Genomic DNA, 13815 nt, shown 5'->3' on the forward strand with positions numbered 1-13815 from the left:
GTCCGCGGCGCGTGCGGACCCCGCACCACCGGTCAGCGGCCGACCTCCTGCGAGACCCAGGAGGAGACCGCCGAGCAGTAGTCCCGCGCGTTGGGCGCGAGGTTCATCGAGTGGCCGTAGCCGGACAGCGCGCAGGCCCTCAGCGGACTGCGGAAGTACGGCGCCTCGGCCGCGCGCAGCGTCTCCGACGTCGAGCAGTCCGTGGCGGGCAGGCCGCACACCGCCGCGTCACGCGTGCCCACGGCGGGGTCGAACCGCGCTGGGTCGTCGTAGTAGCGGGGATCGTAGTGCAGCGCGTGCGGGCTGAAGCCGACCTCCGGCCCGCCGGCACCCGCACATCGCCCAAGGAGACCGACGTGTCGGCGCGCCGCAGCATGAGCCACAACGGGTAGTGGCGCAAAGCCTTGGTGATCACGCGCCGCAAGTACGGCAGCCGGGGCAGCTTCTCGAGCCCGGCGGGCGACAGGGGCCCGGACCACGCCGAGCCGGATGAGCGTCGGCGTGTGCGCCCGGATCTCCGCGCTCACCGACCGCGCGAAGTCGGTGGAGAACAGCGTCCGGCCGATCACGGTGATCGCGAGGTCCTGCATGACCCGGCCCAACTCCAGCACTTGTCCATCCCGCCAGGAATTCGCCGGATCGGCGGCCAGTGCGGTCATCGTCTCCGAATACCGGGTGAGCGGACGGCGGTGGAAGGTGGGTTGGATCATCCGCGGTGGCCGGCGGTGGAATTCGCCGTCGGTGCTGACCAGGCCGTTCCCGAACGCCAGCCGCAGTTTGTCGATGAAGAGGCCCTTGTCGAACTTGTCCGTGTCGCCGGTGAGCACTTGGTGCGCCAATTTTGCGGTGGTGACGAAGTGCAGCGGTAGTTTGCCCTGGTAGACCCGCACGACCCAGGCCGTGGGTCCGCAGCTCGGTGGTGAAGGCGAGCCGTTGTCGCAGGATGGCGGCGGTGTGCCCGAGCAGCGGTAATCGCCCGGGAACCGTGGGCACCTCGGTTTTCCCGGCATTCGCACTGGCGGTCATCGGCGTGCACTCTATGCGCCGTTCGGAGCCCGGCGGGATCGCGCATTGGAGTCAAGTTGGTCGAATCCGCTGGTGCCCGTGCGTCGCGAGCGGTTGGATGTTCTGGTCCGCCCGTCCCCTCGACCGATTCGCGAAAGCCCGGAGCGCGCCATGACCGACTTGGACTGGGTGCCCGAGGGCATCGACACCACAGTGCCGAGCGTGGCCAGGACCTACGAGGACGACACCCGGGTCTGGGCGGGCGTCGGCCGCAAGCCGGAGCCGGACCGTGAGCCGGTAGCCGGGGGTCGGTGATGACCGCCGCGGTCCCCCGAGACGCGGACGGGCTGCGGGCCCGGACGAAGCTCGCGAAGAAGTGGGCCTACCTGCTCAGCTCCCGCACGTTCGTCCCGCTCACCGCCGTCGAGCTGGAACGGCAGCTGCTCGGGCTGGTCGAACGGCTGTGCGCGGGCGTGGCGACCGAGTCGCTGGCGCAGCGCGCGGGCCACGAGGTCGGCGCGGTGCTGGTCGACCTGAACTGCACCACCGCCGAGGCGCTGCGGGTCTCGGTGGAGATCGTGAGCAAGGGCCTGCTCGGCATGTCCTCCCTCGCGCCGCCGGACAAGCTGCGCGAACGCGTGGTCGACGTGATCGCCTCGCTCTCGGCCGGTTTCGTCGACAAGACCCGCGCCACCGTGCTGACCCAGCAGGAGCAGCTCGGCCGCTCGCTGTACAAGGCGATGCGCGAGGCGCAGGTGGAGCTCCAGTACGGCGAGGCCAGGTTCGAGCTGCTGGAGCACCACCTGTCCACCGGCATCGCGACGGCCGACCCGGACGGCAGGCTGGTGCGCTCCAACGGCGCGCTGGCCCGGATCGTGGACCGCCCGCCCGCCGAGCTTGCCGGGTCGTCGCTGTTCGAGCTGGCGCACCCGGACGAGCGGACGGCGTTGCGCGCCGAGTTCGCGGAGCTGGCCGACGGCGGCACGGGGTCGGTCACCCAGCCGCGCCGGCTGCTGCGCGGCGACGGCGAGCCGGCCTGGGTGACGCTCACGCTGTCGCCGTTGCGCCGGTTGGAGGGCCACGCCCAGGTGATCGTGCTCGCCGAGGACGCCACCGACGTCAACCTGCTGCAAGGCCAGCTCAACCACCAGGCGCTGCACGACGTGCTGACCAGGCTGCCCAACCGCCAGTACTTCACCAGCAGGCTGGAGCAGGCGCTGCGCACGGCCGATCCCGGCACGGGCGTCACCGTGTTCCACCTGGACCTGGACGGCTTCTCGCGGATCACCGGCGGCCTCGGCCGCGAGGTCGGCGACCACGTGCTCAAGGTCGTCGCCGGCCGGCTGGGCGCGGTCGTGGCCGAGGAGAACGCGATGGTGGCCCGGTTCGGGCACGACGAGTTCGCGATCCTGATCGAGAACACCCCGACCACCCCCGACGTGGTGACCACGATCCGCCGGATCAACGACCTGTTGTCCGCGCCGTTCGACTCCGGCGGCAATCGGGTGGCGGTGTCGGCGACGATCGGCGTGGTGCACCGGCCGCCGCGCGACTCGGCGCCCTCGGACCTGCTCGACTCGGCCGACCTGACGTTGCGGCGGGCCAAGGGCAACGGGCGCAGGCAGTGGGAGCTGTACGACCCGGCGCGGGACGGTCGGGACCGGCGCGCGTTCAGCCTGGCCGCGACCATGCCCGGCGCGTGGGAGAACGGCGAGATCACGGTGCTGTACCGGCCCGTGGTGCGGCTGGCGGACGGGCGCGTGGAGTCGGCCGAGGCGGTGCTGCGGTGGGACCACCCGACGGCGGGCGCGCTGCCGCACGAGCAGTGCCTCGCCCTGGCCGAGGACACCGGGCTGATCGTGCCGCTGGGCACGTGGGCGCTGCGCGCGGCGTGCGAGCAGGCCCGGTCGTGGCGGCGGGAGCGGGGCCGCGACCTGCCGGTGCGGTGGGCGTTGACGCCGAGCCAGGCGGCGGACCCGGAGCTGCACGCCGTGGTGCGGGAGGCGTTGTCCGACACCGGGTTGCCCGCGTCGTCGTTGCGGCTCGGCGCGCCCGGTCAGGCGTTCTCCGGCGAGCGCGGCGACGCGGCCGACACGCTGAGGTACCTGGTCGAGGACGGGGTGGGCGTCGAGGTGGAGGACTTCACCGCCGCGCCGCACGACCTGGCGCGCCTGCTCGACGGCGTGCCGGTGCGGGCGGTGCGGATGGCGCGGTCGCCCGCCACGCGACCGGGAACGGCGGTGGCGCGGGCGTTGGCCGGTGTGCTGGAGGTGGTGCGTGACGCCGGCGTCGGGGTGACCGCCGCCGACGTCACGACACCGGAACAAGCCCGGTGGTGGCGGGAGGTGGGTGCGGACACCGCGTCCGGTCCCCTGTTCGCTCCCGCCGGTCCACCGGACGTGATCACCCGATAGCGCAAGTCAACGCAGGCGCTGTCGGGGAGCCGCTGGCGAGGTACCCGAACGTGACGCTCTCACCCGGCTTGATCGCCGAGTTCCACGAGACGTTCCTGGCCGTCGCGGTCGTGCCGTCGGTGGTGATGGTCGCGCCCCAGGCGTGCCGGACGTGCCCGTTCGGGAACGGCCAGCTCACCCGCCAGCCCGCGGACGGCGAGTTCTCCTGGTGCCGCACGGTGATCTCGACGTGGTACCCGGTGCCCCACTGCGCCACCACGCGCATGGTCGCGGCGCAGTCGCCCTGGGTCGTCTTGAAGTCCGGCAGCTCGTCGAGGGTGATCACGTTCGCGTGGTCGTACACGCGGTGCACGAAGTCGCGCGGGTTGACCACGCCGTCCTGGATGAACGAGCCGCTCCAGGTGACGAACCAGGACCAGCGGGCCTCGTAGGCGCGGACCAGGTCGGGGTCCGGGATGGAGCCGACCTCGCCCAGGGCGACGAGCTTGCGGTCCTCGCCGAGGTCGACCAGCTTCTCGTACGGGCCGATCACCGGACCGTGGTCGCCCTGCGGCGGGTACGAGTCCATGCTGACCACGTCGACGACGTCGGCGCCGGGGTACCAGTCGGGCGAGACGGAGTTCCAGACCCAGATCAGGTTGTGCAGGCCGTGGTGGCCGACCAGCCGCTGGTGCAGCAGGCGGTAGAGCTGCTTGGCCGGGCCGGGCCCCTTGGCGCCCCACCAGAACCAGCCGCCCTCGGCCTCGTGCAGCGGTCGCCACAGGACCGGGACCTTGGCGTCGGCGAGGCGCTTGAGCTGCACGGCGATCGCGTCCATGTCGCGGATCAGCAGCCGGTAGTCGGTGGAGGTCGGGTCGGCGAGGGCGGCGGCGAGGTCGAAGGTGGTGGCGTCGGTGTAGAAGCCGCGCCACCACTCCTTGCCCGGCTGGTCGATCAGGCCGGACGGGGCGTTCCAGTGCCAGGCCAGGGTGACGATACCGCCGCGCTGGTCGTAGGCGAGGGCGTGGTCGACGTCGCGGCCGACGGTGCCGCGCTCGACCCGGCTGGGCGAGTAGTCCATCAGGTCGTAGCCGCCGATGGCGGGCGCCTCGCCGATGTTCTGCTCGACCCAGTCGATGCTCGCCTGGTCCTGCTGACCCGACAGGATGTTCTCGCCGTAGTTGTCGGCCAGGTAGCGCATCACGCCCTTGGCCTCGGTGGTGGCGGCCGGGTCGGTCAACGCGCCGGTGACCTGGTGCGGGCCGCGCGGCGCGCTGGGCGTCACCTTGATGGCGTCGATCAGGTACCAGCCCCAGTTGTTGGTGATGGTGACCGTGTTGTCGCCGGGGACCAGCAGCACCTTGCCGGCCGGGATCGACGTGAACGTCGGGTGCTCGGGGAACTGCACGTCGCCGAGGCCGCTGCCGTTGAGGGAGAGCGACGCCGTCTTCGCGCCGTACGGGGTGGCGTAGAGGATCGTGAGGTCGTGCAGGCCGCCGGGGCTGTCCGGGATCGTGATGGTCACGTTGTCCGTGCCGGTGTCGAAGCCCGCCACGTAACCGCGACCGGAGAAGCCGGCCACGCTCGACTCGACCACGGTGCCGTTCAGCTCGCCGTCCTCGGCTTCGTGGACGCCGGGCGCGGGAGGTGCGCTGGGGGTCACCTTGATCGCGTCGATCAGGTACCAGCCCCAGCCGGTGGTGAAGGTGACCGTGTTGTCGCCCTCGGCCAGCAGCAGCTTCGCGCCGGTGGCCTCGGTGAAGCCGGGGTTCTCGGCCAGCGCCACCTCTCCCACGGAGGCGCCGTTGAGGGAGACGGCCGTCTGCTTCGGGCCGTAGGGCGCGGCGTAGCGGACGGTGAGGTCGTGCAGCCCGCCGGGGCTGTCCGGGATCGTGATGCTCACGTGGTCGGCGGCCTCGTCGAACCCGCCGACGTAACCGGCGCCGGAGAAACCCTCGACGGACGTCTCGACCACGACGCCGGACAGGGCGCCGCCCTCCGCCTCGATCCACTCGCCCGGCGCCGCCGCGGCCGGTGGGGCGAGGGTCAGGGCTATCAGCGAGACGAGCAGTAACAACCTCACGTCGTTGGTCCCTTCACCGCCGTTGGCAGGGCACGAGCCGGGCTGCGCTCTGGGAGCGCTCCCAGAAGCATAGGGCGGGCATGGGCGCGGAGAAAGAGTCGGGGGTCCGCAACCCCGAAGACTTATGTAAGAACCAGACAAAAGTCCGGTCAGAATCAGCGAAAGTTCTGGACTAGACCACTGCCGGCGACCTACCGTTCACCACGTTCCGCCCATCCCCTGTGACCCGACCACAGCTCCCCTGCCACACCCCGCCACCGCGTGCGGACCCTGCAACCGTGCGACGACGACGTCGGACACCGCGTGGTCGTCCCTGCCCTCCTGGAGCATGGATCATGAGATGGACAGCGCGACGGACGCGCAACCCCGCCCTCGGTCTGTTAGCGGCAGCCCTGCTGATCGGCGGCTCGGGACTACCGGCGACGGCCGATCCCCGCGGCGACGCCGTGCCGCCCCAAGAGCCCGGCGTGACGTTGCGGGTCTTCGACGTCCAGGTGCCGCTGGACAAGCTCTGCGCGCTCAAGCCCGCCCAGACGCCCAACGTCGACAAGCTCATGCCCACCGTCGACTGGACGACGACCACCGACTTCGGGTTCGCCGACCGGTTCGTCGCCCAGGTCACCGGCAACCTCAACGTCACGCAGGCGGGCACCTACGCGTTCCGGCTGCTCAGCGACGACGGGTCGCGGCTGACCGTGGACGGCGGCGTCGTGGTCGACCACGACGGGCTGCACGGTCCGGACCCCAAGGACGGCACGGTCACCCTGTCGACCGGCTACCACTCCCTGCTGATCGACCACTTCGAGCGCGACGGCGGGCAGCAGCTGACGTTGCAGTGGAGGCCGCCGGGCGCCACCGGCTTCACGGTCGTGCCGAACTCGGCGCTGAGCACGGACGCGGACGTCGTGCGGGTCACCGCGCCCGGCCGCAAGGACTGCGCGACCGGCTCCGACTCCCCCGGCGACGGGTTGCCGCTCAACTCCGTGCACCCGGACTACACGCTGACCACCCTGCGCCCCACCGGTTTCCAGCCGCGGGTCAGCGCGATGGACTGGTTCCCCGACGGCCGCCTGGCCATCGCCACCTGGGACGGCAAGAGCACCGACACCGGCGAGGTCTGGGTGCTCGGCAACGTCACCGGCGCCACCTCGCCGGACCGGGTCACCACCAAGCGGATCGCGACGAACCTGCGTGAGCCGATGGGCCTGAAGGTGCTCGACGGCAGGATCTACGTGTCGCAGAAGCACCAGCTGACCGAGCTGACCGACACCAACGGCGACGACGTGATCGACCAGTCGCGCGCGGTGGCGTCGTGGCCGTACGGCGGCAACTTCCACGAGTTCGCGTTCGGCCTGCTGTACCAGAGCGGGGCGTTCTACCTCAGCCTCTCCGTCGCGATCAACGAGGGCGGCGCCACGACCAACCCGCAGCCCGCGGCGAACCGGGGCACGACGGTGAAGGTGGACCGCGCGACCGGGCAGGTCAGCTACATCGCGGGCGGCCTGCGCACGCCCAACGGGATTGGCTGGGGTCCGGAGGGCGGCATCTTCGTCAACGACAACCAGGGCGGCTACCTGCCCGCGTCGAAGATGGTGCACATCAAGCAGGACCGGTTCTTCAACCACTACACCAACCCGGCGGGCCCGTTCGACGCGAAGCCGGTCAGCCCGCCGGTGTTGTGGTTGCCGCAGAACGAGATCGCCAACTCCCCCAGCACGCCCGTCCAGCTCACCCAGGGCGTCTACGCCGGGCAGATGGTCTTCGGTGACGTGACGTATGGCGGGTTGCAGCGCGCGTTCCTGGAGAAGGTCAACGGCGAGTACCAGGGCGCGGTGTTCCGGATGACGCAGGGGCTGGAGGCCGGCGTGAACCGGATCAGCCTCGGTCCGGACGGCGCGATCTACGTCGGCGGCATCGGGGACGGCGGCAACTGGGGCCAGGACGGCAAGCTGCTGTACGGGCTGCAGAAGCTCGCGCCCAACGGCGGCCGGACGTTCGACGTGCTGGCGATGCGGGCGATCGCGGGAGGGTTCGAGATCGAGTACACCCAGCCGTTGTCGGCGGAGACGGCGGCCGGGCTCGCCGGTCGGTACCGGGCCACGCAGTGGCGGTACGCGGCGGCGCCGACGTACGGCGGGCCGAAGGTGGACCAGGAAAGCCTCTCGGTCGCCTCCGCGGCGGTGTCCGCGGACGGCCGGAAGGTCACGTTGAAGCTCAACGGTCTCAAGGCCGGTCGGGTGGTGCACCTCCGCTCGCCGCGGCCGTTCTCGTCGAACACCGGCGTGCCGCTGTGGAACACCGAGGCCTGGTACACCCTCAACAACCTCGTCGGCGCCGCGCCGTCGGCCACGCAGTCGTTCGAGGCCGAGAGCGCGGCCCTGTCCGGCGGCGCGGGGGTCAACACCGACCACACCGGCTACTCGGGCTCGGGATTCGTCGACGGGTACGGGACTCAGGGTGCGACCACGCGGTTCGCGGTGAACGCGGCGGCGGCAGGCTCGCACAACGTGGGCCTGCGCTACAGCAACGGGCCCAACCCGTCGTCCGGGACCAAGACGGTGAGCGTGTACGTCAACGGTGCGAAGGTCAGGCAGGTGGCGTTGGCCGATACGGGGACGTGGGACACGTGGGCGACGCACACCGAGGCGTTGACGCTGCGGGCGGGCGCGAACACCATCGCGTACCGGGTGGACAGCGGGGACGTCGGGCACGTGAACCTGGACTACCTGACGGTCGCCCCGGCCCAGCGCGTCGTCCTGTACGGCGGTGGCGGCACGGAGAACTGGCGCAACGCCGACGGCAGCGCCCCGTCGTGGCCGGTGGCGGGCGGGTCGATGGAGGCGCTCGGCGGCGACATCCGCAGCAGGCAGGTGTTCGGGGATTTCAAGCTGCACCTGGAGTTCTGGTTGCCGAACCTGCCGTCGAACGTGACCGGGCAGCAGCGGGCCAACAGCGGTGTCTACCTCCAGGACCGGTACGAGTTGCAGATCCTGGACAGCTTCGGGAAGCAGCCGTTGGGCGCCGATGAGGCGGGGAGCGTCTACTTGAAGCGGGCGGCGTCGGTCAACGCGGGCAGCGCGCCGCAGACGTGGCAGGCGTACGACGTCACGTTCCGGGCGGCCCGGTTCGACAGCGCGGGGGTGAAGATCGCGAACGCGCGGGTCACGGTGGTGTGGAACGGGGTCACGGTCCATCAGGACTTCGTGGTCGACGGGCCGACCGGTGGTGGTGCGGCGGAAGGGCCGACGGCGGGGCCGTTGCGGCTGCAGGACCACGGTGATCCGGGTGAGAACGTCAGGTTCCGCAACATCTGGGTCGAGCCCCTCGGGTGACGCGGGCCGCGCCGGGCCGCTTGTCGGTGAGCGGCCCGGTGCGGGTGGGGAAGGTGCGGATGGGGGTAAGAAGGCCCGTGCGGTGAAAGCGTTGTGCGGGACGCCTCAGAGGCCGCACAGTTCGTTGGCGGTGGCCCACAGTTCCTCCTCGCGTCGCTCGTCGTAGGACTCCGACGATGACGGGACCACCTTGCCCTTGTTGATGTAGGAACCGCTCTCGCCGGGGCGCGGTCCCGCCATCGCCTCCGCCAGGAGTCGGCCGGCTTCGGCGGGGGTGGTGGCGACCGGCAGGGCGACCAGCGCCTTGCCGACCGCGCGGAACGCGGCCCGGCCGAGCCGACCGGCGTCGCGCGACAGCTCTGTGCCCGGCACCAGCCCGGGGTTGTAGGAGTAGACGTCCACGCCCTCCGGTAGCCGGCGCCGCAGCGCGTGGACCAGGTAGATCACGCCGAGCTTGCTGGTGGCGTAGGCCCGCCTGCCCTCCCTGCCGGAGTCCTTGCCCGGCTTGACCAGCTCGCGCGGGTGGTCCCAGCGCGGCGGTGGGATCAGGCCCAAGGTGTTGAGGTCGGCGTCGTGCACGTCGCTGCCGACCACGATGATCCGCGCCGGGTTCGTGAAGCGCGGCAGGAGCAGGTTCAGCAGCAGGTGGTAGGCCAGCACGTTCACGCCGAAGGTCATCTCGAAGCCGTCGGCGGTGAGCTTGCGGGTGGTCGCCATCTGCAAGCCCGCGTTGCCCAGGAACCCCTCCAGCGGCCCCTCGACCTCGGCGGCGACGCGGCGGATGTCGGCGAACGACGCCAGGTCGCCGACCACCTCGGAGACGTTGCGGTTGCCGGTGACCGCGGTCAGTTCGGCGGCCAGGCCGGGCTTGCGGTTGAGCACGAGCAGGTGCCGGTCCGGGTGGTGGCGGAGCAGGTGTTCGGCGGCTTCGCGGCCGAGGCCACGGCTCGCGCCGGTCATCAATGTGGTGCCCGTGGTGCCCATGGTCGCTCCTGGTACGTAGTTCGAAGTGGTACTCAGTACCGTACCGGACTTCGTACCGGGGCCGCTATGCTGAGGCCATGTCGGAACGGATGCCGCTGCGCTTGCGCAAGCAGCAGCGCGCGCGGGAACAGATCGTGGAGGCGGCGTTCGAGCTGTTCGACGAACGCGGGTTCGCTGCAGTGACGGTCACCGACATCGCCGAACGGGCCGAGGTGGGTCGCACGACGTTCTTCCGCTACTTCGGCGACAAGCAGGAAGTGGTGTTCTCCGACGAGCAGGCGATCGTCGAGGCGCTGAGCGAACGACACCGGGCGTTGCCGCCGGTGACCGACCTGGCGGGCGCGCTGGCGCAGCTGCGGGTGGTGGCGACGGAGCTGTGCCGAGAGCTGACGGCGGACGGTGAGCACTACCGCACGCACGAACGGCTGCTGCGCGAGAACCCGGAGCTGCGGGACCGTGCGGCGCGCAAGTTCGCCAGGTTGTGCCAGATCCTCCGGGCCAACCTGCTCGAGCGCGGTGCGTCGGCTGAGGTGGCGGCGCTTGCGCCGCAGTTGGCGATGGCCTGCTTCGCGGCGGGGAATGCGTTGGCGGATGGCGATCCGGAGGTGTTGCCCGGGGCGGTGGATGCGGCGTTTGCGCGGTTGGGTGAGTTGGGTGCGGTGGACGGGGCGGGTGCGGTGGGTGGGGCGGGTGGGGTGGAAGAGCTTTAAAGATTAAGAGAGTCCTCGCCGGACGGGCAGATCAGCAGGATGACGGGCCGGTGGGTGGTTCGGCGGCGGGTCCGTTGTTGGTCGGGTTTCGTGTCATCCCACCGACCTCCCTACGGGCTACCACACGCGCCAAGGGGGCCGGTATTGGCGGAGGGGCGGGCAAGGGACGCACAGGCCCCCTTGACGCGCGCGGTAGGGCGGAGCCAGGTCGGCGGGATGACACGAAACCCTTCCTTTGGGTAGGGCGGCGGGGGTGGGCGATTCGCACACGTGAGCGAATTTTGGTGCTGGACATCGCCTGAACGCACGCCTGTTGTCGGTCTGATGGGCTAAGTTTCTGGTTGCTATGCGACTCATCGGACGTGACCACCCAGCCGGGGTGCTGAGCGCGGAAGTAGACCGTGCGGTTGGCAGCCACGGTGGGTTGGTGCTGGTCGCGGGTGAGGCGGGGATCGGTAAGACCACGTTGGTGACCGGGGCGGCGGAGCGGGCGCGGCGGGTGGGGGCGTTGGTGCTCGGTGGGTCCTGTTGGGATTCCGAGAGCGCGCCCGGTTACTGGCCGTGGGTGCAGGTGATCCGGGCGTTGCGGCGGGCGGCGGCGGTCCAGGAGTGGGAGGCGGTGGACCGGGGGCCGCTGGCGGTGTTGCTCGGTGAGGAGCCCTCGGAGCACAGGTCGGAGAGCTTCGCGCTGTACGACGCGGTGACCTCGGCGTTGGTGGCGGTGTCGCAGCATCGGCCGGTGGTGGTCGTGCTGGAGGACTTGCACTGGGCGGACTCGGCGTCGTTGAAGTTGTTGGAGTTCGCGGCGCAGCACACGTGGTTCGAGCGGGTGCTGCTGATCGGCACTTATCGTGACAACGAGGTGGACGCGGAGAGCCATCCGCTGAGGCCGTTGATGACGCCGTTGCTCAGTCGGGCCGCGACGGTGGCGTTGACCGGGTTGGCGCCGGCCGAGGTCGGTGAGTTGATGGCGCGGACGGCGGGGCGCGAGCCGGAGCCGGAGCTCGTGGCCGAGGTGCACTTGCGCACGGGCGGTAATCCGTTCTTCGTGGAGCAGACGGCGCGGCTGTGGCACGGCGGTGGGTCGGTTACGGCGGTCGCGCCCGGGGTGCGTGACGCGTTGGGGCGGCGGTTGTCGTTGCTGCCCGCGCCGGTCGGCGACCTGTTGACGACGGCGGCGGTGCTGGGGCACGAGTTCCACCGGAAGGTGTTGGCCGCCACGGCCTCGCTGCCGGTGCCGGCGGTGGACCGGTTGCTCGACCAGGCCGCGCAAGCACGGCTGGTGCACGGGTTGGGCGGTGGTCGGTTCTCGTTCGCGCACGACCTGGTGCGCGAGGCGCTGTACGGCTCGCTGTCCGATGTGGACGCACGGCACGCGGCGGTGGTGCAGGCGTTGGACGGCGACCTCGCGGAGCAGGTGTTCCCGGCGGACCTGGCCCGGCACGCGCACCTGGCCGGGGACCGGTTGGCGGCCGACCGCGCGGTGGACCTGATCGTGGCGGCGGCGCGGGACGCGAGCCGGCGGATGGCGGTCGAGGAGGCGGCCGGGCACTACCGGCGGGCGCTGGAGCGGGCCGAGGGCGCCAGGCGGCGGATCGCGGTGGCGTTGGAGCTCGGCAACGAGCTGTACCACTGCGCCGAGCCCGCGGAGGCGCGGAAGATCTTCGACGAGGCGGCGGCGCTGGCGCGGGAGCTGGACGACGCGGAGCCGTTCGCCCGGATCGCGTTGGCGGTCTACCGGTTCGCCGAGGACGAGGCGCGGGCCACCGCGGTGGTGCGGGAGGCGTACTGCCGGTTGATCGGGCCGGCGCCCGATGTGCCGACGGAGGTGTTGGCGCGCGAGATGAGCCTGCACGCCGCCGAGGTGGCGCGGGGTGGAGGCGACGACGACGCGTTGGCCTCAGGGCTGTGGGCGGTGCACGACACGACTGTGGGCATCGGCAACGCCGAGCAGCGGCTGGCGTTGATCGACGAGCTGATCACCGTGTCGCGGCGCAGCGGCGACCACACCGTCGAGCACTTCGCCACGTCGTTCCGGTGGGTGGCGCTGGTGGAGCTCGGCGACCCGCGCTACGTCGAGCAGCTGCACGCGTTCGTCGCGCTGTCGGAGCGGCTGGGCATGAGCCGGTTCAACTTCTCGGCCGCGATCGACCAGTCGATCATCACCGCGATGCAGGGCCGGTTCGTCGAGGCGGAGGCGTTGCTGGCCAGGGCGATCGAGCTGGGCGCGAGCAACCACACCGGGTTCCGGATGATGTACCTGCACCTGCGGTGGGCGTTGCTGGTGTTGCAGGGGAAGTTCGCCGAGCTGGACGAGTTGGCGCCGGAGATCCTCGCGAGCAACTACCCGTACCCGGGGCTGCCGGCGGGCATCGCCGCCCTCGAACGCGGTGACGTGGCGGCCGCCCGGGTCCACCTCGAGCAGCCCGTCCAGGACGACCGGTCGCACGCGTCGTTCGAGCCGCTGTGGCTGCGGTTCCGGGCCCAGTTCGCCCACGCGGCGGGTGATCGGGAGCTGGCGGCGCGGGTGCGCGAGGAGTTGGCGCCGCACCGGGGCAAGTGGCTGGTGTCGTTGTACGGGTGCGACATCAGCGGGCCGGTGGACCTGTGGCTGGGTCTGGTGGACTTGGCGCTCGGTCGGTGTGACGACGCGGTGGACGAGTTGACCGCGGCGCTGGGGTCGGCCGAGCGGATGCGGGCCCGGCCGTGGGTGGCGCGGGCGCGGTGCCACCTGGCGGAGGCGTTGGGGGCGCAGGGCGCGCCGTCGGAGCCGGCCGGGTCGGTGCCGGTCCGCGAGTTCCGGCGTGAGGGCGAGGTGTGGGCGTTGTCCTACGACGGGGTCACGGTGCGGATGCCGGACTCCAAGGGGCTGCGCGATCTGCACGTGCTGCTGAGCAGTCCGGGCGAGCCGGTGGCCGCGGTGGCGTTGCTCGCGCCCGAGGCGGTGGTGTCGGCGCGGTTGGGCGGCGACCCGGTGCTGGACGACGAGGCGAAGTCCCGCTACCGGCGTCGGCTGGCGCAGCTGGACGACGAGATCGACCGCGCGTTCGACGACGACCGCGCCGCCGCCCTGGACCGGGAACGCGCCGCGCTGCTGGAGGAACTGCGCACCGCCGCCGGTCTGGCCGGTCGCACCCGCAGGCTCGGCGACGAAGCCGAACGGGCCCGCAAAGCCGTCACCGCCCGCATCCGCGACACCCTGCGCAAGCTGGACGAACGCCACCCCGGTCTCGCGGCCCACTTGAGGGAGACCGTCTCGACCGGGGCGACGTGCGTCTACTCAGGACACGAGAGCTTCCGGCTCTAGC

At 71.4% G+C, this 13815-nt stretch carries 8 protein-coding genes; 5 read left to right on the forward strand and 3 right to left on the reverse strand.

Translation table 11 applies throughout. The features are described from left to right. Window positions 1–32 precede the first annotated feature (32 nt). Complete coding sequence (locus ABTZ99_RS37995) at window positions 33–890, reverse strand: hypothetical protein (protein WP_499617943.1); 858 nt, start codon at window positions 888–890, stop codon at window positions 33–35. A gap of 286 nt (window positions 891–1176) precedes the next feature. Between ABTZ99_RS37995 and ABTZ99_RS38000 the strand changes: the two genes are divergently transcribed. After that, on the forward strand, window positions 1177–1320 hold the full coding sequence (locus ABTZ99_RS38000; RefSeq protein WP_499617944.1) for a hypothetical protein: 144 nt from the start codon (window positions 1177–1179) through the stop codon (window positions 1318–1320). Continuing rightward, window positions 1320–3419: a putative bifunctional diguanylate cyclase/phosphodiesterase gene (locus ABTZ99_RS38005; RefSeq protein ID WP_499617945.1), complete on the forward strand. Its 2100-nt coding sequence runs from the start codon at window positions 1320–1322 to the stop codon at window positions 3417–3419. Before ABTZ99_RS38000 ends, ABTZ99_RS38005 begins: the two co-directional genes overlap by 1 nt. Here ABTZ99_RS38005 and ABTZ99_RS38010 read toward each other — a convergent pair. Further along, window positions 3409–5481: a glycosyl hydrolase gene (locus tag ABTZ99_RS38010; RefSeq protein ID WP_499617946.1), complete on the reverse strand. Its 2073-nt coding sequence runs from the start codon at window positions 5479–5481 to the stop codon at window positions 3409–3411. The two genes, ABTZ99_RS38005 and ABTZ99_RS38010, sit on opposite strands and share 11 nt — an antisense overlap. Before the next feature lie 335 nt (window positions 5482–5816). On the opposite strand from ABTZ99_RS38010, the gene ABTZ99_RS38015 reads away from it, so the two are divergent. Next, window positions 5817–8813 carry a 3-keto-alpha-glucoside-1,2-lyase-like domain-containing protein gene (locus tag ABTZ99_RS38015; protein WP_499617947.1) on the forward strand — a complete coding sequence of 999 codons (2997 nt, stop codon included), beginning with the start codon at window positions 5817–5819 and terminating at the stop codon, window positions 8811–8813. Window positions 8814–8918: 105 nt separating this feature from the next. Here ABTZ99_RS38015 and ABTZ99_RS38020 read toward each other — a convergent pair whose 3' ends face one another. Further along, complete coding sequence (locus ABTZ99_RS38020) at window positions 8919–9797, reverse strand: SDR family NAD(P)-dependent oxidoreductase (RefSeq protein WP_498780145.1); 879 nt, start codon at window positions 9795–9797, stop codon at window positions 8919–8921. 101 nt (window positions 9798–9898) lie between these two features. On the opposite strand from ABTZ99_RS38020, the gene ABTZ99_RS38025 reads away from it, so the two are divergent. Both ABTZ99_RS38025 and ABTZ99_RS38030 read left to right on the forward strand, forming a co-directional pair. Then, window positions 9899–10507 carry a TetR/AcrR family transcriptional regulator gene (locus ABTZ99_RS38025; protein ID WP_499617948.1) on the forward strand — a complete coding sequence of 203 codons (609 nt, stop codon included), beginning with the start codon at window positions 9899–9901 and terminating at the stop codon, window positions 10505–10507. A gap of 346 nt (window positions 10508–10853) precedes the next feature. Beyond that, the gene (locus tag ABTZ99_RS38030) at window positions 10854–13814 is read left to right on the forward strand and encodes an ATP-binding protein (protein WP_499617949.1); all 2961 of its coding nucleotides are present in this window, start codon (window positions 10854–10856) and stop codon (window positions 13812–13814) included. The last annotated feature ends 1 nt before the right edge of the window (window position 13815 follow it).

It is taken from the genome of Actinosynnema sp. NPDC002837 (genome assembly GCF_040295345.1).
Classification (GTDB): Bacteria; Actinomycetota; Actinomycetes; order Mycobacteriales; family Pseudonocardiaceae; genus Actinosynnema.